The 22,321-nt window shown below is 40.6% G+C and carries 12 protein-coding genes; 1 reads left to right on the plus strand and 11 read right to left on the minus strand.

Annotation, left to right across the window (positions count from 1 at the left end; all coding sequences use genetic code 11):
- Positions 1-14: 14 nt before the first annotated feature.
- Together P0077_RS15605 and P0077_RS15610 are read right to left on the minus strand one after the other, a co-directional pair.
- Entirely contained in the window at positions 15-1,823 is a 1,809-nt protein-coding gene (locus tag P0077_RS15605) for a RagB/SusD family nutrient uptake outer membrane protein (protein WP_276166140.1), read from the minus strand.
- 18 nt (positions 1,824-1,841) lie between these two features.
- Positions 1,842-4,949, minus strand: a complete 3,108-nt coding sequence (locus P0077_RS15610; RefSeq protein ID WP_276166141.1) for a SusC/RagA family TonB-linked outer membrane protein — start codon at positions 4,947-4,949, stop codon at positions 1,842-1,844.
- A 359-nt stretch (positions 4,950-5,308) separates the two neighbouring features.
- On the opposite strand from P0077_RS15610, the gene P0077_RS15615 reads away from it, so the two are divergent.
- The gene (locus tag P0077_RS15615) at positions 5,309-6,325 is read left to right on the plus strand and encodes a GntR family transcriptional regulator (protein ID WP_276166142.1); all 1,017 of its coding nucleotides are present in this window, start codon (positions 5,309-5,311) and stop codon (positions 6,323-6,325) included.
- A gap of 9 nt (positions 6,326-6,334) precedes the next feature.
- Here P0077_RS15615 and P0077_RS15620 read toward each other — a convergent pair whose 3' ends face one another.
- The 9 genes from P0077_RS15620 to P0077_RS15660 all read right to left on the minus strand — a co-directional run bounded on the left by P0077_RS15620 (position 6,335) and on the right by P0077_RS15660 (position 22,276).
- Positions 6,335-7,777, minus strand: a complete 1,443-nt coding sequence (locus tag P0077_RS15620) for a carbon starvation CstA family protein (RefSeq protein WP_276166143.1) — start codon at positions 7,775-7,777, stop codon at positions 6,335-6,337.
- Between the two features lie 24 nt (positions 7,778-7,801).
- Positions 7,802-8,920: a hypothetical protein gene (locus P0077_RS15625; protein ID WP_276166144.1), complete on the minus strand. Its 1,119-nt coding sequence runs from the start codon at positions 8,918-8,920 to the stop codon at positions 7,802-7,804.
- Entirely contained in the window at positions 8,917-10,710 is a 1,794-nt protein-coding gene (locus tag P0077_RS15630) for an FAD-dependent oxidoreductase (protein ID WP_276166145.1), read from the minus strand. Before P0077_RS15630 ends, P0077_RS15625 begins: the two co-directional genes overlap by 4 nt.
- A 248-nt stretch (positions 10,711-10,958) precedes the next feature.
- Complete coding sequence (locus P0077_RS15635) at positions 10,959-13,883, minus strand: glycoside hydrolase family 2 protein (RefSeq protein WP_276166146.1); 2,925 nt, start codon at positions 13,881-13,883, stop codon at positions 10,959-10,961.
- Positions 13,884-13,902: 19 nt separating this feature from the next.
- Positions 13,903-16,161 carry a DUF7133 domain-containing protein gene (locus P0077_RS15640; RefSeq protein ID WP_276166147.1) on the minus strand — a complete coding sequence of 753 codons (2,259 nt, stop codon included), beginning with the start codon at positions 16,159-16,161 and terminating at the stop codon, positions 13,903-13,905.
- Between the two features lie 260 nt (positions 16,162-16,421).
- Positions 16,422-16,697, minus strand: a complete 276-nt coding sequence (locus P0077_RS15645) for a hypothetical protein (RefSeq protein WP_276166148.1) — start codon at positions 16,695-16,697, stop codon at positions 16,422-16,424.
- Positions 16,698-16,756: 59 nt separating this feature from the next.
- Positions 16,757-19,231 carry a hypothetical protein gene (locus P0077_RS15650; RefSeq protein WP_276166149.1) on the minus strand — a complete coding sequence of 825 codons (2,475 nt, stop codon included), beginning with the start codon at positions 19,229-19,231 and terminating at the stop codon, positions 16,757-16,759.
- Between the two features lie 45 nt (positions 19,232-19,276).
- Positions 19,277-20,809, minus strand: coding sequence for an alpha-L-fucosidase (locus P0077_RS15655; protein ID WP_276166150.1), 1,533 nt, complete (start codon positions 20,807-20,809; stop codon positions 19,277-19,279).
- A 204-nt stretch (positions 20,810-21,013) separates the two neighbouring features.
- Positions 21,014-22,276, minus strand: a complete 1,263-nt coding sequence (locus P0077_RS15660; RefSeq protein WP_432422789.1) for a glycoside hydrolase family 117 protein — start codon at positions 22,274-22,276, stop codon at positions 21,014-21,016.
- Positions 22,277-22,321: the final 45 nt, after the last annotated feature.

Genomic DNA, 22,321 nt, shown 5'->3' on the forward strand with positions numbered 1-22,321 from the left:
AACTAACACACTTTTTAATATCCTGGGTTTTGGGTAACAACTTTTTCTGTGGCATCAATTTCCGCCTGTGGTATAGGCCATAAGTAATGCTTGCCTGCATCAAAAGTTCTTTCTTCCAATTCTCTATAATCTAGGTTGCCTAACTCCACCCTTGGTTGTGTTGGTGCTCCGGTATAATCTATATGACCGTCATCATCAATGTTAGGTACAAAACCTAAATCTCCTATTTTACTGAATCCGTTTGCGGGGCCACCCAAAAGAGTGGTGTTCAATACTTTTTCGGCAATTTTCCATCGCCTAATATCAAACAATCTTAAACCTTCATCTGCAAACTCTACTTTACGTTCCCTTCTAACAATTTTTCTAAGCTCTGCCTGATCGGTAGTGGATACAGCAGGAAAAGGAACGCCACTATTGGCATAAGCTCTTTCACGCACGGAATTAAGAGCGTCTAAAACGCTACCGTCTATGGAACCAGCTTCAATTTTAGCTTCTGCATAGTTTAAAAGTACTTCGGCATACCGAATCAAATAAATGGTCTGTTCTGATTGTAATGGGCTAGGTCCACCGGATAATGAGCCCAATAACCTTGGGGCATCCGAGAATTTTTTCCAGAAATAACCACTAAAAGCGGTAAAACGGTTAGCGCCGCCGGTTACATATTCCGTACCGTCATAAGGATCAACTATGGTACGTCCTGCAGGATTGGCCGAATTTGGGTTGAATACACGCTCTACTTTAACACCGTCTTCTATTCGCCATGTAGCAATACTATCACTATGCTGTTGAATAATATGGCCCGTCCAAACTCTGTTGGGCAAGGCAATTGTTGCCGCCAATCTTGGATCACGATTTTCGAACGGATTAGCAGGGTCGTATTCTGGATCTTCGTCAATAGGTAATCCGTTTATTGTTTCATAACTGTCTACCGTTTGTTGCGCAGGTACCAATTGGCACCATCCACCAAATCTACTACCTTGTCTTTGAGACAGGCCGTGGGTTTTTGTTCCGTTAATATAGGAAAGGTCAAATAACACTTCGGAAGAACCTACACCAGCATCTGTAAATAGCCCCTCGTAATCTGGGTACAATGAAGGAGTTTCTGGCGAGTTCATTACTTTAAGAGCGGCACTTTCCGCTAATTCGTAGTCTTCATTATAGAGAGCAATACGCGAGATTAGTGCGTTTGCAGCGTTTGCCGATGCACGACCTCTCTCCGTAGCCGGTTGGGTAGGAGGGAGTATGGCAGCAGCTTCCTGCAAATCAGATATAATGCTTGCTACTATTTCAGCCTTTGGGGTCCTGGCTACTATTTCCAGTTCTTCTAGCGAGGTTACCTCGGTTCTAAAGGGAACATCTCCATAAAGTTCCGTTAGGTAACTATAGAAAAGAGAACGTAGAAAAAGGGCTTCTGCCTTAATTTGCTCAAAACGATTAGGGTCTGATGCGTCTGCCGCCTTGTCCATATTGGTCAATAGGTTGTTAGCGCGTTGCACTCCTGTATAGAAATTGTTCCAAAAACCATTTACAAGGCTTTCAGTAGAGGTAAGGCCTCCAGTGGTTGCAGCAATGGTTCCCCCTACATTACCTCTGTTAAAAGCGTAATCTGTGGTGTGATCCAATAATTGTGGAAAAGGAACCGAACTAACATAATTTATTTGTTCGTAAATACCGGTCAAGGCTACCTCTAGTTGCGCTTCCGTTCTAAAGAAGGTTGCATCGGTAGGACTTCCGGGATCTTCTAGATTAAGGACATTGTCTTCGCATGACCCAAAAACAAGTAGGCCGATACTTAAGATGATGATATATTTTATATTTTTCATTTTATAGAAATTATACGATTAGAAAGTTACGTTAAGCCCCATGGTAAATACCTTGGTTACAGGGTAAAATGACCCAGTTGAGAATTGCGGGGTTAATGGGTCTATGCCATCTGGCATATTATCCCAAGTTGCCAAGTTCTGACCTGATAGGTAGATTCTAGCATTCGCAATATTGAATTTATCGATAAAATCTCGTGGCAGTTTATAGCCTAAGGTTACATTTCTTAACCTTACGTATGAGGCATCGTGCATCCAGGTTTCGTTAACTCTCCAGTTTGAGTGAGAACTACCTGGGGTTAAACGAGGATACTCTGCATCTGTATTATCAGGAGTCCAGTAATCACCTTGCCATTCTTGAATTTTACCGGCATTGTAAAACGCCCAACCTGCATCACCTTCCAACACTACATCACGTCCTCCTGCTCCTAATAGAGAAATAGAAAGGTCTAGACCTTTATACGCTGAGAAAAGCTCAAGCCCCCAGTTTTCGGTAGTAATGTTGCTTCCTATAATGGTACGGTCATCATTTGTGATGGCACCATCAGGAACGCCATCCGGTCCAGAAATATCGGCATATTTAATATCACCGGCCTGAATAGCTCCAAAACCAGGACTTGGTAATGCGCTGTTCAGATTTCCGTCTGTGTCAAAATCACTTTCTTGATATAAGCCTTCTACCTTTAGACCGTAGATAGCACCTATTTCCTCGCCAACTCTATTTATCGTGTTTGTAGGAGGTAATTGGTTCAATCCGCCCAAATCTTTGATTTCATTATCAAAACCGGAATAGTTAAGGTTAATGCCATATCTAAAATCCTCACCAATCATATCGTTCCATCCAATTGAAATGTCATAACCTGTATTCCAAACTTCACCGGCATTTTGGACTGGAGCATCAAGGCCAACGGAAGTAGGTATGGTAACGCCTAATAAAATGTCTTTGGTCTTACGTACATAGTATTCACCGGTAAACGAAAGTCTACTGTTTAAAAATTTTGCATCGACACCAATATTTTGGGTCTCACCCGTTTCCCATTGTAATTGTGAATTTGCCAGTACCGTCTGTGCCCCACCAACAATTGGCGTACCACCAATTACAGCATTGGCGTTACCTAGACCAAATAGTGACGTATAAGGGAAATTAACCTCCTGTGCCACCGCAGAGCCATCAGCTCCTTGTACAGCGTCTCCATTGTTATCCGTTTGATTTGCCGAAAAGATAAATTGATTCCCTAGTTGACCCCAAGAAGCCCTAAACTTAAGGAAGTTCAACGTTTCGCTATCTTTTAAGAAGTTTTCTTCCGATACTACCCATCCCAAAGAGAATGAAGGAAAGGTTGCAGAACGAAAACCTTCTGCAAAACGAGAGGAAGCATCTCTCCTAACATTGGCCTCTAAAAGATACTTGTCTTTATAAGAGTAATTGAATCTACCAAATAGAGACTCTAGTCCGTTAAGTGTGGAATTTCCTGAGTTTAGCTGGGTATCAGGTAATCCATTGTCTAAACCTCTGTAGTCATCAAGTACGAAACCTCTTCTGCTTGCAGACCATATTTCAGATTGAAATTTTAAAAATTCATATCCACCTAAAACAGAAACGTTGTGGTCTCCAAATTCTTTTCCCCAGTTGGCAACAGCGTTGAAGTTGTCTTGGAAAGTGGTAAAAGTTTGTTTGAACAATGAACTTTCAGAAGAACCACCTCCAACAGAAGTTTGCATTGTTCCTCCAGAACCTTCGTAATACATATATTTAGCTCTATAGTCGTCTTGATCTCTGTCAAAAAACTGAGGAGCATAGGTTGCAGAAATAGAGAAATTGTTAAAAGGCCGGTATGTTACTTTGGCAAGCGCTCTAAAGTAATTAGAAATTGTTTCGTCTTTTGCCGTCGAGTTTGCAAGTGCAACAGGATTACTGCCACCAAAACCAGAGCCGTAAGTGCCGTCATCATTATACGCAACAAATAGCGGCTGTAATCGGTATGCAGACCGCGTAAGGTCTTGCAGTCTTGCAGGCTGGCTTTTTACTTCTCGTCTAAAGTTCAAGTCAAAGGCAACATCTAGCTTTTTGCTAAGCGCATAATCTATGTTGAACCTACCGTTGTATCGCTGAAAATCAAAATTTGCTATGTTACCTTCTTGATCTGTAAAAGAGATAGAACTAGCGGTCTTCAGTTTTTCTGAACCACCACGAACGGACAAGCTGTGGTACTGTTGTATTGCTGCAGAACTAAAAAGAAGGTCTACCCAATCCGTATTGGGCAATGCCTCTGTACCAACCCCATTCCCAGAACGGTATTGATTTAAGGTTTCTTCCGAGAATGCACCTGGCTCAGCGCTATTAAAGGCTTCCATATATCCCAAAGCGTCCATGAACTTTAAGTTTTGCGCTACGCTTTGTATACCTACGTAGGTATTATAAGTTGTTGATATTTTACCTTCCTTACCTCTTTTGGTAGTAATAAGAATCACACCGTTAGCGGCACGAGACCCGTAAATTGCAGAAGCCGAAGCATCCTTAAGAACAGATATGGATTCAATATCACTAGGGTCCAATCCGTTAATGTCATCCGGGATACCATCTACCAAGATCAAGGGATTGTTCTTAGCGCCATTTCCTAGAGTGCCTACACCGCGAATACGAATAGCGGCACCATCGGCACCGGGCTGGCCACTGGACTGGGTTGCGGTAAGACCAGGAACAAGACCTGCTAGTGCCTGAGAGGCTTGGGCAACCGGTTGTTTTGCTATTTCTTCCGCTTTTACCGTTTCTACAGAACCGGTTAGATTAACCGCTTTTTGGGTCCCGTAGCCCACTACGACCACTTCGTCTAGTTGTGACGCTTCTTCCGCCATGGTAGCATTGATCGTGGATTGGGAGTTTACTGGTTTTTCAATGGTTCCGTAACCAATTGAACTGAATACCAGAGTGGCATCTTCAGGTACTTCAATGGAAAAATTGCCATCAAAGTCGGCCACAATTCCATTTGTTGTTCCCTTTTCTACAATGTTGACCCCGGGTATGGGAACACCTTGTTCATCACTTACGGTACCCGAAACCGTAATTTGGGCCGATATTTCGCTAAATGCAAATACCGTGAGGAGAAAGCATACAATTGCTTGTTTCATAAGAGTAGTTTTAGTTGATAATTGAGAGTTATACAATACAGACCAATAAAAGTCTAGTCTGGTCTAGTCTGTTTAACAAATAAATAACATTATTCTATATTTGCCAAATATTTTTTGCTAAATGTTGAATTTTAGGGTGTAAGGATTGGTATTCTCTTAAATATCCTGATAATTTATAAGATTTTTCTTGCTCGAAAATGAGGTGTCACAAGATTATTAAGCTGATTTTGTCTAAATTAGAAACTGAAAAATCGATGATTATTCTATAAAGTGGAGCGAATTGTTGCAAATTGGGCTACAGAATAGATAATTTTGGTTTTAGTATTTTTGCGTTTTTCCAAATTGACAAGACAGAACAGATGGTAAAGCTTAGTATAGAAAAGAACTCAAAGAAGCCCAAATACCTTCTGCTGGCAGACAGTATTACCTCTCAAATTGAACAAAAGCAACTGGTTCTTAATCAGCGTTTACCTTCAGTAAACAAGCTATCGGCACATTTTAATTTTAGTCGAGAAACCGTATTTAAAGCGCTCAACCACCTTAGTGAAAAGGGCATCGTTAGGGCCGTGGACAAGATAGGTTACTTTGTTAATGACCTTTCCGTAGAGACGGAATTCAAGGTGTTTTTTATGTTGGATAAATTTACTCCTTTTAAAGAGGATTTATATAACTCTTTAATTGCTCGGTTAGGTGATAAAGTAAAGGTTCGTCTTTATTTTCATCATCAAAACGAAGAGATATTTGCCCCATTAATTCTAGACAATCTTAAAAATTATACACATTTCGTTATCACTACATATATAAGGGATTCTAAAACAGTGAAGAAGGTGCTGAACAAGGTTCCACCGGAAAAACTTATAATTCTAGATAAATATGAGCCTAATATTGATGGGGATTGTGGCATGGTTTTTCAAGATTTTGAAAATGACATTTTCAATTTGCTGTCAGAGAATCTTGAAAGGGTGAAAAAGTATAACAAATTGATGCTATTGAACCCATTAAATGCACCTCACGGAGATTTTGTTCAGAAAGGCTTTGAACGATTTTGTACTGAATTTTCTTTTGAAAGCGATGTTCAAAATGGCTTTTCTACGGATTATTTTGAGAAAGGTTGTCTCTACATCACTATTGATGCTTATGATAGAGATATGGTAGAGATTATAAAAATGTGTCGCAAAGTGGGTTGGAAATTAGGTAATGAAATAGGCCTTATCAGCTATAATGATACGAGTACGAAGGAAATTTTAGATGGAGGAATCTCCGTTATCAGTACCGATTTTAAGAAAATGGGAGAAGAAGCCGCTAAAATGATTTTAGAAGGACGAAGAGAGCGGAAAGGAAATGAGAGCCAACTGATTCTTAGAAGCTCTTTCTAGAAATAGAATTTACCCTAAACTCACATAAACTTTTTTTCGCTGAACGGCATAATACCAGAACAGTAATGAAAATCCAATGGTAAGGACTGTACCGCCTATGTAGGCAATGTTGTTCTCTAGTTCAAAGCCTTCTGGAGCAATAAGTATATATGTGGTACATACCATGGTCATAAATATGGCCGGAATTAGGGTTATCCAATACAATTTGTTTTCATAAATAAGATATGCGGTAATCGTCCATAAGACCACGGTGGACAAGGTCTGGTTGCTCCAAGCAAAGTACCTCCAAATAATTCCAAAATCAATTTGAGTGAGAACAAAGGCGATGATAAATAGGGGAATACTGATGTAAAGCCTATTTTTAATCTGTTTCTGGTCGGTTTTAATAATATCTGATAAAATTAATCGTGCCGAGCGAAATGCGGTATCACCTGATGTAATTGGGGCTGCAACAATTCCCAATAGTGCTAAAACACCTCCTATTTTACCTAGCATGTTTAAAGAGATTTCATTAGCCGCCCAAGCTGCGTTATTTCCATTGGCCAACATAGCGTCGTTTAGACCGCCTACATTGCCAAAGAACGTCATTGCAGCGGCAGCCCAGATCAGTGCTACGATACCTTCGGTAATCATGGTGCCGAAGAAAATTTTTCTCCCTAACCGTTCATTTTTCATACATCTGGCCATAAGTGGGGATTGTGTAGCATGAAAACCAGAAATAGCTCCACAGGCAATGGTAACAAAAAGAATGGGGAAGAGCGGCGTTGCTTCCGGGTCAGACGTCATGTTCACTAAATTTGCCGGTACCAATTCCGGAATATGATAGTCTCCAAAAAAGAGGGCGATGACCAATCCAAAGGCCATTAAGAGCATGGCAATACCAAAAATAGGATACAATTTTCCTATCATTTTGTCTATTGGGAGTAAGGTGGATAAAATGTAATATACTAGAATTATACCTACCCATATCCAAAGATTCCACATGTTTCCGGTCATGCCATCTATAATTTTTGCCGGTCCCATTAGGAAAACGGTCCCCACAAAAATTAATAATATCACCGTGAAAAAACGCATAATATGTTTCATCTGAGGCCCCAGATAGATGCCCACTATTTCGCTAATACTCAATCCGTCATGTCTAACGGAGAGCATACCGGAAAAATAATCGTGAACGGCTCCGGCAAAGATACTTCCCAGGACAATCCACAGAAAAGCGGCAGGTCCGAACATGGCTCCCGCAATGGCACCAAAAATGGGTCCTAGTCCCGCAATATTCAAAAATTGAATAAGAAATATACGCCAAGCCGGTAGTGGCATAAAATCAATATCATCCCGTAAACGAATTGCAGGGGTTTCCTTTTCCGTGTCGATTCCGAAAATACGTTCTACCAGTTTGCCATAGGTATAATAACCCAGTATAAGTACAAGAACAGAAATAATGAAGGAAACCATAAAGAGTAGATTTTAAACGGCAGATTAGCTATTATCCTCTAAAAATTGAACTACAAGATAAGAATTCTTCTCTTTGTTAGAACCTGCAAAATTGCGTAGATTCTTGAGAATTTCGGAGGAAATTTGCGATTTATTTTCTAAATGTGATAAAAAATCTCGTATCTGATTTTTAGTGAGCACACTTAACTGTCCGGAAATGGAGGTCACCGTAGCTTCCGATGCAGTATCTATGTGTTGCAATAACAAGCTTCGAGTGTTGATGTCAATATAAGGTAAAGCATCCCAAAAGGGTTGCATCTTATTCGGTTCTTTTGAAAAGGATTCCGCTAAATTTTTAATGATGAACGAACGTACTAGTGGAATACCCGACTTAAAAAGCTTTGATATTCTTGAAAAATTGGTGTCATATTGATTTTTGGTCAGATTTTCAAGGGCATACATTTGATAGTTAATGTTCTCATTGTTCAACATGCGAACCAACATTCCTTCAGTTTGTTGTGCAACGGTAAATGCTTTTATTTGGTCTTTAATATCACCATGCACCAGGTGCCAGGCTACATAACAGGAGTAAAGGGCACCGGAGACAACAGATTCTTTTACCTCTTTTATAGTGGCACCGGACAAAGCATCTACGCCTTCTATTGTTGAAGGCTTCGGTTTTGTGACCAGCTCATCTATAGCCCTTCTTTTTAAAATGGAATTGTGGTCTTTCAGCAGTTCATGAAGCTTCCAGTAGTCGGAGAACAAAAATTCGTCATGGTCATGTTTGGTCAACGGTTCTTCGCTAGATCGGTCAAAACCGGCGTAATCGCCCAAAAGCGTCCAATACAAAGTAATATGCATCAGTCTACAATCGCCATCGGCACAAACTGGGGTAATAATATTTGAGGAATACAGCACCGGTGCATCCGAATTATCTTGAAAAATATTTACTTTTTGAGCACCTACGGAATCCACAACAATTTCCATTGGGGTTTCTGATCTATTTAGAATAGTGCCTTGTTTCCAACTCAACACAAAAAACTCCGGACTCTTATCCAAAACCGTTTTTTCCGAACTATTAGGAAAAGAAACAGCCGACCCAAACTGAGCTTCACAAAGATGGGTTAGAAGTAAAAGGATGCCTAATGCAAGTCTTCTCATTTTTTAGACGTAGGAATCTTTTCGTATTTCTGTTCTTCTATTAAATCTAGATATTCCTGTAAATAACCTGTGTAAATTTCACGTGGCATAACCTCGTATTTTTTACAAAGGGAAGCCGCATAACCAACGGCAGCACCCATTTGCCCGGTAGTAAGCATAACACGTGGCCCACCGAGCCCTGCGTGGGAGCAGCTGAAATTACGACCGGCCATAAAAAGGTTGCTAATGTTTTTAGAATACAGGCTTCTGTACGGAATGTAATATTGCGGCCCTCTATAAAATAAGGCTTCCGAAATGAAATCTGGATTTTTCTCGTCCTCTAATACCGTTTGGTAATGAACGTCTACCGCTCTTTTCTCGATAACGACGCCATCGGGAAATTCACGTCCTTCTTTAGCATCGTTAAAGGTAAAAATATGGTCGCCCACTAGTCTTCTCGATTCCCGTTTTCCAACCAAGTATGAAACCCACTCCAATTTTCGGTTCTTGTTTACCTCGTCTTTTTTGGCATTGGAAAATGAACCATAAATAGCACGTAGCATGTGGTCGCGTATTTCTTCGGCATCGTCAATTTGGCTCAGGTCGTTTCTACTGAACTCCCATTGCCATTCGCCATTGACTTCTGCATAATCCTTTGATACCGGCATGGCCCAAGGTACTTCTGGAAAACTCTGCGGACTATCCGTGTCTTTAGATCCCCAAAGAACGGAAGAACCCATAACAGCATTATCCGCTTCTTTTGGACTCCATAATTCACCGTGCTCTTCCCAATATTCTCCGTAGGTATCTACGCTTTCACGACCGTACGAGAATTCGGCGCCAGCCCAAAAACCTATCCAGCCATCACCTGTAGAGTCTACAAAATAGGGTGCTGTAAACCGTTTTCTTTCCCCTGTAAACGTTTGTCTGGCATCTACATATTTTACACTGTTTTCTTCCGAAATAGCATCATAAGCACGCCAGTTTAGGAATAAATCTATATTATCATAGCTCTTAACATTTTCGTCTCTTTTTTGCTGGTCCAGTTTAGATTCTGCCGAACCGTTAGGGTAGTGCTTGGTGTCTATTTTTTTAAGGATACGCTCAAAATTGCCATAAATACCTTCGGTATGAACACGTATCTCTTCACTGGCGTTACCCCCTAAAACTGGGCGATCATGAATCAATGCCACCTTTAAACCTTGTTCTGCACCGGCTATTGCTGCAGCGCAGCCTGCCAATCCTCCGCCTACAACCACTAAATCATAGGTTTTTAATTCCTCTGGTGCATTTGGTTCCGCAGCTAGTTCTTGACGCCAAGCCGCTAACTTTTTAGGAGATGATGGAGGTGTTGTTTTTTTGGTAGAAAAATAGATGGCATCACAGCGGCCGTTAAAACCAGTAAGGTCAACTAACTCTATATGTGTTTCATTTTTCTTATTGATTTTTGTTTCGCCTGCATATTGCCAGCCCCAACCGGAACGTGTGCCCAATACCGTATCTAGTACGGCCTCGTTCACTTTTAACTGAAATTTTCCAGGAGCTTCCCATTCCCCTGGAACCCAGTTCATAGTGCGCACCCAAATATGGTACGAACCGGATTTATTGAAATTAACTTTTGTGGAAGCATTTTTTACGGGTTTTCCCATACCATGTGCATTCAGATAAGGAGAACCCATTTGCTCAACGAATTGTGGGTCTACCAGCCAACCACCCGGATTATCAAAGCTTTCGGCTTCAACGAGTACGTCTTGAGCGAACAAAGAAATTGAACTAAAGAGGAGCAGGGTAACAATCAGTAACTTTTTCATAAGTGGCATGGAATAGAAATAGTGAAAATAAAACTAGTATGGTCTAGTATGGTTTTGGTAAATATATAAAATTATTTTTAATCTAATAATCTAGCGTCAAATAAGTGATGTTAATATTAATTGTAGGGTAAATATGAAGATTTGATATAAAGGTGATTTTTAAGTTATATAGTAAAGCCCAAATAAATAGACATAAAAAAATCCCCGAAGCCATGCTCCGGGGATTTCTTAATGGATGAAAAGATTATCTAATGCCACTCACTTAGCACAAAACTGTTAAGCCAAACTGCTTTTTGGTCTGTTCCTTTAAAAATGAATTGAATGTTACTTTTTCCATCGGATTCAAAATATATCTCGGTGGGTTGAAACGGCGAAGTTTGCATGGTCTCGCCCTCGGTAACGGTAACGTTCGATAGGGTAGAGGTTCCATTGGCATCTGAAATGGTCACATCCAGCTCTTTGGTATACGGAATTTTGTAAATTCTATATGTAGCCATTTTTTCTTGATTGGGGTCCATACTATCTGTATTGGTTCTTGGTGCATGATGAACCGTATTCAGTTTATATTTTCCTTTTTTCAAACCAGAAAATTTTAAGGTCAGCCCCTCTTTTGAAACTCCTAAAACCCCTTCGCCATGGGCAAATCCATATTTACCTATGACGTTGATTTCGCCCAACCAGCGTGTAGAGCTGGCATCGCCATTACTTTGAACAGTAGCTGAAAAACCACCAAGTTCTTCAAATTGTTTGGTAGAGGCAGCATTATCTTTTCCATTCCACGGAATCCAATCAAACTGCACCAATTGTTCATCTCCACCTAAATCTACCCGAATGCTCTCAAAATCATAAATAGGTTCGGCAGTAGAAGTAATCATGTCAAAATTCGCTTTTTCGGTAGTAACTGTTTCTGTTGCTGATTTAAGTCCCTTTGCCTTTGCTGTGATGGTTATCTGCCCAGGAGAGTTTCCTGCACGAATCAAAACAGGAGCTACTCCATATTCCGTTTGCATAGGGTTAGAGCCAATACCTTCCTTGTCTCCAATTATTTCGGCATCACCCTTTACTGAGAATTCTACAGCTACATCTGCATCACCAAGCAAGATGCCATTTTTGTCCACTATTTTGGCATATGCCACCAGAATATCGGAACCATCGGCAACGAACTTACGTCCTTTCATATCTGGCTCTAGGATGATTCTATAGGCTTCTTCCGGAGTTTTTGTAGTTTCGGAAACCACAATTTTACCATCTAACAATCCATTGGCGGTCAGTGTTCCTTTTTCATATTTTGAAATGGAAAATACAAATGGTGCGTGTTTTAAATATTTGTACTTATCCGCTCGCGAAGGATGTTCCTCGGCAATTGTTTTACCGTTTACTTTAAGCTGTACTTTTTCCGAATTACTAAAAATCACCACTTCTTTTGTGTCTTCATTCCAATCGGACGCAATATGTAAATAGGGGTAATCCGTTAGTTCAGCTGGGTACCAAGCCAAGTTTTCCTCAGGTCTAGGATAGCGAAAGGCCGTCATGAAACCACCTCTACTTCTATTTTTAGGTGTTTTAGTAGGGTGAAAAGTATAGTAGGCATGGGCTGTCCACGAAATAAGTCCCAGTTTCATTGGGTCGTTCATGTATTCATTAACCGCCTCCGGACCGCGACGGCCTTCCATGGCAACCATAGGCTCATCTCCGCTCCAATAATAAGGGCCGTACACCATTTGACCATAAATATCGGTCAAGCCGGAAGTCTGCCAGCCTGTCCACCTACTACTTTGTGATGCGGTATACCTAACCGGATCTTCCTGTTTGATAACATTATGAGCCCTTGGAACATAACCTCTATGGTTTATACCAGCCCCCCAAATAAAAACGGACGTATGGTTTCTGTGGTTGCGCACCATTGCTCTGGCGGACTTTTCAAAATTATCGAACCAAGCTTCGTTACCTATTGACATCCACGTAGGGGCTTCTTCATACACCAGCATACCGAGTTCGTCACAGGCTTCCAACAACGAATTGTCATGCGGATAATGTGCCGTACGAATGACGTTCATTCCCAATTTTTTTAATTGAAGAATATCTTTGTAATGCAGTGAATTGGGCATGGCATCCCCAATAAAACCATAGTGCTGGTGTAAATTGGTTCCAATGAGTTTTAGAGGTTTTCCGTTGAGAACAATACCGTCATGATTGTTCATTTCAATCTTACGGAATCCGGTTTTTACCTCTATCTGATCTACTACTTTATCGGCTTCTAAAACCAAAGTATTTACACGGTATAGGTTAGGTTCATCTATAGACCAAAGCTTCAAGTTGTCTTCAATACTTCCTATTACATTAAATTGAACATCTGCACCGGAAGCAATGGTTTTTGTCTGCTCCAATTTTAAAACCACCAAACCTTTATCATCAACAACCCTATTTATAACCGTAGTTATTTTAGGTTGATTATTTTCGTTCCGAACCGTAGTTTTAATATTAATCGTTGCATTCATATTCACCGGATCTACGGTGGGGGTGGTAATGTATTGGCCTGCGTTTTCGGCTTCCCAATTAAAGGTGATATGTAACGGATTGGTTTCGACCAAATACACATCGCGATACAGACCGGCAAATTTAATATAGTCCATAGGGCCTGGGTCCGGCGGCACGTCTTCGCGCTTGCGGTTATCGGCTAAAACGGTAACTAAATTTTTTGCATCTCGATTTACAAAATCGGTAATATCAAAATGGAAAGGGGTGTACCCACCAACGGCATGCTGACCTATGTGTTTGCCATTTACCCATACATCCGTTACTTGGTGAACGCCTTCAAATTCAAGAAAAACTTTGCTTTGGGAGTTGTCCGAAACCTCAATTTCTTTTCGGTACCATCCTACTTTTCGCATAAAAGTATCTTGGTATTTATCATCTTGAACGCCGTTCAAGTCCATTGTGGTGAGCTCCAGCCCGTGAGGAACGTTTACGGTTTCCCAGCTGGAATCATCAACATCCGTCTTAAAAAAATCGGCATCAGGATGACCCAAATGAAATTTCCACCCTTGATTAATATTGAGTTTGGTACGATCTGTTTTTTCAAAACCTTCGGGTAAGGTCGTTTGTTGTGCATGAGCTGTAAGATGAAATAGCAGCGTTATGAGTATAGATTTTACTATGAGTTTATTATGCATTGGCTGTAATTTGATTGTTTTAGTTTTTGCTTTCCAGTTCTTCTATGGTCCAATAATCTTCTCGGTCTTTTTGGTCTCTTCTGATTTTGGCAACCTGCCAAGGAGCAACGCCTCTTTCATTGTTCAAGTGCGTTCTGATATAGGTGACGACGCTTGCAATGTAATCATCATCTTGTTGTTTCATACCTGCCATAACACCGGAATATTCTTTGCCATCAACAGGTCCCGTAAGACCATTTAGAAGAATTTTCACGGGAATATCCCATTTTTTGGCGGTCACCCTGGGAGAACCGATCAATGAAGGAGCCATGCCTTCAATACCATTACCATTTTTACCATGACAGGACGCACATAAATTTTTAAAATGCGTGTATCCCTTTACAATTCTGCTGCGGGTATGAGTATTCTGAAGCACGTGTTTCTTCTTGATTTGCTCTATTTCTAGAGGTACTTCTTTTAGACTCTCTTCACCAATGACCGCAATAGCTTCGTTTGATGGATTTGAGGAAATGACCTGGGCAATGGTTTTGTTTCCTGCTTTGTCTTTTGCAGACCTTAGAGAAAGCACCAGTTGTTGCAACACTTCTGGGTTTGTATCATTTTTTAATGTCTGGACCGCTTCAATAACTTCTTGATCACCGGATTTTAGCAAAGGTTCGGCTACCCGAAGCGCTGCCATACGTACCCGGGCATCATCATCTTGCAGAGCTGATAGAATAAGAGATTTGTCAATGGCATCAAGACCATCTAGAGCCCAGATAGCATGTAGTCTACCCAATGCATAATCCGTATCACCTAGCATTGAACCCATAAAAGGGTCACCGCCAGTTACAATATCTTTTAAATCCGGAACTATGGATTTGTCTTCCTTGAGTACCAAAAGTTTTTGAGCGGTAAGACGGTACCAACCGTTAGGGTGATGCAGATAATCCAATAATTGGGCATTTGATTTGTTCAAGAGGTTTTCCTGTTTGGCAGGTGCAATTTCTTCATGAACTATTCTGTAAATTCTACCTTTTCCAATATTCTTGTCAAATCCTTTCCGTTCTACCACAGGACGTAAAAAACTACCTTTTCTAACCCAGTTGCCCTCTTGAATAATTCCGCGGTACATGTCTACAACGTACAAACAACCGTCAGGTCCGGTTTGAGTGTCAACTGGTCTAAAGTTGGTATCTGTGGATGCCAGAAACTCTGTTTCACCATACGGATTGGAAAGTACTTTTTTTCCGTTCACTAGGTTCACTTTCGCTCTACGAATCAAGCGCCCAACTGGTTCGGGAATGAAAAGGTCGCCATACATGGGCAATTTATCGCCTAAAAATACCGACTGCCCGCAACTTGCGGTAAAATGGTTGAGTGTACCGTCTTCTCGAAGCCTATGGAGACCGCCCTGCACATCTGGTGTTCCAATAATTGGCCACACTTTTTCAAAACCTTCTTCCCATTTGCCTTCCATTTCTAGATTACCATAATAGGGATGTTGTTGATAGCCCAATGCAGGGGTTTCGCCACCTGCGCTGGAATAATAAATCTGACCTACTTCGTCTTGCGTCATGCCCCATTGACCCGAAGGTGCATCCATTAAAGTATCAACCTCCATTTCACCCTTTGTAAATCTATAGCGCAAAGAGCCATTGGATTGATAAAGGTAATTATCCAGCCCCCAAATCATTGTGGCGGATTGGTGCTCTAGATTTGCATTGTCACGTTTATTATTTTCTAGGATGAGCTTTTTTTCATCGGCAACATTGTCGCCGTCCGTATCCCTGTACGTGTAAAGGCTGCGGTTGTATGTCTCGCCAATGATCACCCTGTCGTCTAACGGAAGTAGAATTCTCGGCAGAATCAAACTATCAACAAAAACAGTACTCTTATCCATTTTGCCGTCTCCGTCCAAATCCTCAAGCACAGAAACTCGGCTCCACGGTTCATTTTCGTCCGTACCATCTATATCTTGCATATAGGTCAGCATTTCGGCAACATACAGTTTGCCATCGGGAGCCCATGCAATAGTTACGGGTTCATTGATCATGGGTTCACTGGCAACCAGCTCCATTCTATAGCCTTCAGGCAGGTGCATAGTTTTCATACTTTCCTCGGGCGACATAAAAGTGACCGGCGGGTCTTTTACAAGTGTAGGTTTAGAGTAAATAACATCTGCGTAAACCGGTTTTTCTTTTTTACAACTGCCGAGGGAGTTTAGTAAAATAGCGGAAATAAAAAATACGTGGTTGTTGGTAAAGATTTTTTTGAGTTGGTAAGGGAATTGAGTCATATACTTTTTTTTGAGTCGGTACTCGTTGTTAGTTTTTGTTTGGGTCTTAGTAAACATCAATACAAATTTTCTCCAGAGGTAAAAATAATCATAGCACTTTGCTGAATTTGTTACATATGATCAGATGGCTATATCAAATGGATTTTTAGTGATTTTTCCTTTGTAGAAAGCTCCTGAACATCATTTTTGTTCCTTTCGGAAATGTTAATTAGTTCAATTTGATTTTAAAACATTTGCAGATTCATCTAGTATAATTTTATTTAAATATAGTTGAAGACCTTTCTCCATTTTTGAAAAAGAGCGGTCTTTATATCCCCTTTTTGTGCCATGAGGGCTATGAGTTCATCTATATTAGGTGTGGGGACAATAGGCTCTTGGCCAGTATTATCTTTGTGGTAAAAACCAATATCGCCAAGACCGATGTCGTCGGCCATAAGGAGAATGATATTCGGGTTTTCTTGTGCCATACATGAGATATGAATCATAGCAAGAAATAGGAAGCAAACTAGTCTGTAGAGGTGTTTGATTGGTTTCATTTAAGTGTTGTTTTTTTAATCAGAGTATGACGGGCAAACTAGTTGAACTGAAGATGATTTTACTCATGAAGCAACTTTGAATACGCTATAATCAGCTTACCTTCCTTTGTTTTTCCAAGTAGTTTTCCTGCAAAATTGTTTTCGGACAATCCGTTTCCCCTGCCGTTAAATTCAATAATCAGGTCTTTACCTTTTTTCTTGGTCTTGGTTACTTTTGATCCTCTTCCAAAATCGACTTCCTCTGAAGCACCAAATCGTAAAGAGGGCAGTTCTATATCGTTTTGGGCGTCAAAATCCGCTTCTGAATGTATCAAGACCCTTATCTTCTTTGTTGATGGGCCTATTTTCTGTTTGTTCAAGAGCTGAATGCGCTTGTGTACGGTAAGGGGAACAATGATGTTTTTTGAGCTGTGCTTATCTCGTGCTAAATCGTCTGCTTTTGGTACATCTATAACAGCCAATGAAAGATGCGTTGCCCTACCATGTTCGTCTTGAAGTACATGTGGTCGTTCCAATTTATACCAATGGGTTCTAGAACCATCTTCATAGGAAGTATTGTCTGGAGTGTACGCCGTACCGGGGTTGAATTTCCAATGGATACCATCAGGTGAACGTAAGTAGATGGCCCGATAGTCCCAAAAAGCATTGATCAACATATGATATTGCACATCATCTTTCCAAAGCACTGGGTCTTCGTAATTGGAGTTTCGGTATTTTTCTGGAATGATTTTGTTATATCTAATTTGGTCAGTAAGTACGGTATAGGGCCCTAATGGATCATCGGTCTTACTTTGCATCATTTCTCCTGCTTTTGTTACCCACAGAAAACGCCCATCTTCTTGTTGCACACCCGATAAGTTTCTGTAATACCGATAGGATAGTTTTTTGTTTTCATTCGTACTTTTCCAGTCTACGGTCATAATTCCTAACCGTTTCCAAGGGCCGTTCATAGATTTTGAAGTGAAAAGTGTAGCTTCCCAATCTACTAAAGAGTAGAAGAGATATGAGCCATCATTTAACAAAACTATATCTGGATTGTGCCCCAACCCATTATGAAAGTCATATACTGTTTCTTCTTTCACTTTATAGGGTCCTGTAGGCGTTTCGGAAACCACATGGGCAACGGTTGAATTGGGCCACTCCCAATGACCTTTGGTTGCGTTTGCTGGCCACCTAGTTACCAACATATGGTATTTGTTGTCTTTGTCTTTTACAGGTCTTCCTCCCCAGTAACTCCATTCCGGGTCTTCAATTCCGTTGTCTGCATCTCGTGGAAGAACAGCATCCGCTCCCCAGAGGTCGGTTCTTAGTTTTTTGTGTATGGGCATCGGAAGAATTAGGTCGCTAAAAGAAGTTCCCAAAACAGTTCTTACCTTGGCTTTTATCATTTTTGAGGCTCTACTCTTATTGCCGGAATAATCGTGAGCGAAAACTATATAAGAATTAGTTACGTCCTTTTTTGGTGTAAAGTCTATATATTCAGTGTCATTTATGTCATGTGCTATTTGTCTTAGATTCTTGCCTTCTGTATCACCTCTATAGATTGAATAGTTGGCCACATCAATATCAACACTTTTGTTCCACTCCAACTTAATTTCAGTATTAAGGGCTTCAATTTTTAGGGCGGTTGGAGGAGCGGGTGATGCATTATCAATTTTCTTGAGATGTACTTTGTTAGAGCCTGTAGACTCAGAAGTATCAAGGCGAGTAACTACGTAATTATAAGCAATACCGTTGATGAGGTTAGTGTCGGTAAAACTAAAATTTTGGGTAGTCGTGAGTTTTTGATACGCTCCATTTTTTCCCTTACTTCGGTAGATTGAAAATTGAGTGTCTGAATTCGCTTTTTCATCTTTCCAATCCAATTGAATACCTTTTTCAACGATTTCTCCTGACAGCGTAGGACCTCTTTTCTCGGGAGTTTGCAGGCTCAGGTTTACATAATCCAGATAAACCTTAACGTCTTCACTTGAGTAAAATGAAACCCGTACACTTGGGGCGCCCGCTAGGGCATCTTCTTTTGTTACGGTATAATTTCCTGAGAAGTGTTCAACCGTTTTGTCTGAGCCAATGAGCTTTACTTTTTCGACTAAAAGTCGCGCTTGTTCACCAAAGAAGAGATGTAATGAAACCGTACCGTTGCTGATATATTCTAAATCGGCACCCATACTCCAATGTAATACATCACCTTCCTTTAAGATTCGGTAATTCGAGTTGGTGTTTAGTGGTTTCGAATGGATATAAGCATAGTCAAAAGAACTAAAGTACTTTCCTTGAACCAAGCCCATGGAATGTCCTTCTTTTTGAGGTTGGTTAGAGGGCGTCCAGAAAGGAGACTGTAACCCAAGACGCCAAGAACCGGCATTTATCAAATTAAAATCACCATCATTTACATTAGGGTAGGGGGCGTTATCCCCAAGAAGAACGGTTTGGGCCGATACACCCAGATTCCAAAAAATAAAGAAAATAATAGAACATAACTTAAATGTAATTGCTAGATTTTCTTTTTTTAGATGGTAATTTAGATGTATCATTTTCTGAGTGACTACAGTATTGTTATATGACTTAATAGAGAAATTTTAACGGCGCTCGATTTTTAAAACATAAGCGAAATCGCATGGTTTTTCTTTTGGAAATTGAACAACGAGACCTTCGGGTTTTTGTTCCCATCTGACACGGTCTTTACTTCCCAACATTGAAATACTTTGAATGTCTCCAGGATAGAGCTTTCCCTTACTGCCTAAAGTTCTAATGGTAATTTGTTTCTCTGGCCATTCCATACAGATGGCGTACAAGTTTTTTCCGTTTTGGGTAAACCGAATATCTTCCGAAGTGTATTTTGGTATCAATTCCCCATGGCTTTTACCTTGTCCGTGATGGCCGGGATTGGTTACTTCCGTGGGGCCTTCTCCGTAAAATATCCATGGCATGGTGTTATAAATGGCTTCTCCATTAATTTTTAGCCATTGCCCCATGGCATAAAGTTCCTTTTTAGTTTCATCGGCAAAGCTACCATCGGCCTTTGGAGGCACATTTAAAAGCATTCTACCATTTTTGCTGGTCATGTCAATGAGCATATCAATCAATGTGCCGGCCTCTTTTACCTTGTTGGCAGGATTATAGAACCAAGGACTGGGCCATACAAAGTGACGTTGCATATTGATATCTGCCATCCATGGGTCATATTGCATTCCCTGCAGGTTCCCATCTTCTATATCGCGAATTCCTATTCCTGGTGGAATATCATGGGTTTTATAAAAGACTTCTACTTCTTTGCCTAATTCAAGTCCCTTGTTGAAATAATCACTGATTAATTTTTGTTGATAGCTTTCCGGTACACTGATTAATTCGTTATCCCCGGCCGGTAAAAGTCGGCCTCGATCTGTGTACTTTTTTAATTCGCCTTTTACGGTTCCCCCAAAGCCGGTATCGAACCAGATCATATCCGGTTCGTACGTATCTATAGCTTCAGAAATGCGGTCAAACCAAGCTTTGAAAATAACCTCCGCCAATCGGCCTTCATTGGCATTAGCGTACTTTGAATTGTCTTCATAGGGGTTGAGGTAAGTTGAGTCTTCTTTGGATAGTTGGCCCCACATACGGCTCCAAAAATCACCTGTGTGGAAAGAGGATATCAAGGGCATATTTCGTTTACGTAGTTCTTTTGCCAAGCTACCGTAAATATCTACTTTTGGTCCTTTTTTTACCGAATTCCAATCCGTTATATCGCTATCCCAATTTACGACCCCGCTACCGTGCCATGCTACTGGGCCGCCAAATTGAGCGCCTGCATCCTCCATTAAATCGACCCAATTTTTGGCATCGAATTTTTCTCCTTTCCATTTATCAATTGCTTCAAGGATGGTCATTTGGGTGTTTTTGGAAGCTACTTGTACAGTTTGCGGCCCCCAATGACAGTAAATCCCGAATTTCAATCCATAAAGCCAATCTGGCGTATTGTGTTTTTGTAAAGACGACCAATCTGCTGCATACGGCACAGCCGGTATTTCATTTTCATGGTTCGAATTTTGAGCATAATTTATTGTGGTTATCACAAAGAAAATCAGGAATATTGGTAGTTTAAGCCGGTTAATCTTAGTTAGGTTTTTCATTTGTTTTTTGGTTTTAAATTCCGAATGATAAGAAGGGCATCTGCTTCATAACGCCATGGCCGATAATCCCAAAAACCAAGCTCTTTCATTTCATATTTTTCTTCGGGAGTGAACTTGCCCGTAAGGGGATTGGACTTTTAGAAAATAAAGGCAAATATTGATTCCGTTCTTTTTTAAAAGGGAGCTAAAGCTTTAGAAAAGACATTACTTTTGATTTAATTGCTTTGTCTCATTAGCTACACGCTCACGTTGTTCGGCATTTAAACCGTGTTGTAGCAAGTATTCTAACCTAGGTGTGTTATGATGGCGTTTCATTTGTTTGTCATCCACGTCTAGGCTTAGATCGCAATCGAAACGGACTAGAATAACATGATTTTTTTTCCAATCGCGATTAGGATTTGCAAAGTGAGAAATACCCCAAGTAATACCACGACCATCCTTTGTGTCCGTGAAAGCATCTGGAACAAAAGGCCCGCCGGCATTGGGCATCATTTCAACCATAGCCGCAATTTCAAAATTCACCCAATCTTCGGCATATTGAATCGTATTGGCTTCATTACCATCTCTAATGGCAAAAGCGGCAACTCCTTTTTTAAACGGAAACAAGGTAGTCTCGTGTCCGGAGTTCATAATCGGGTTCAAAGGATGTTTTTTAAACGGACCTAACGGGTCATCTGCTATGGCAAGACCGTGCATGCGTACGTTGTTCTTTCCATTAACTTTTCCAAAATCCGATTTGTAGTACAGGTAAATTTTTCCATTATGGACGATGGGGTAGGGATCATGAATTGAAAATTGGTCCCACGAGCCAGGAGCCCCATTGGGAATCACTTCTTTCTTAAAAGGTGTCCACGGACCGTTTGGAGAATCGGCATAAGAAACGGCAACGGGACAATTGTCTCCGCCACTTTTTCCCGGGGCTTCAGAAAAAGCTTGGTAGTATAAATAGTATTTCCCTTTCCACTTTAAAATATCAGTAGTGGTAACCGAGCGCCAGCCAACTTGTGGTTTTGGAGGTCTCGGAACGGCAACACCTTGTTCTTCCCATGTGAATCCATCTTTAGAGGTTGCATAGAAAATATCTGATAAATCCCAATCTGCAGAAGGTATGGTATCATTAGATTCTTCAACTCTTGATATTCCTACTGGCGCCACTGGAGTTTCACGGTGGGTGTACCAAATATAATATTGGCCATTTTCAAAAATCACCTTTGAAGGGTCACGCCGGGTTATAGTACCATCGTTCCCATTGTAATCAAAGCCTTTAAGTTCCGTATATTTAAACTGAGTGTAAAGTTCATTGCTTTCTTGACGAGGGCCTAAATAATTATCATAGTTCCGTTGTAAAGCAGCGCTTAAAGGTCTGTTGGGTTTCTCCTCTGGCAAGTCATAAGGGAACGCCTTTTCTTGGCCTTGAGCCATAATAAAAGTGCTCAAACTTAATGTTAGTAAAATATATTTTTTCATATTACTGTTCTGGTATTTGTGGTTGAAATATGTTTTATAAAGTTG

The organism is Zobellia alginiliquefaciens, from assembly GCF_029323795.1.
In the GTDB taxonomy this organism is placed as follows: Bacteria; Bacteroidota; Bacteroidia; order Flavobacteriales; family Flavobacteriaceae; genus Zobellia; species Zobellia alginiliquefaciens.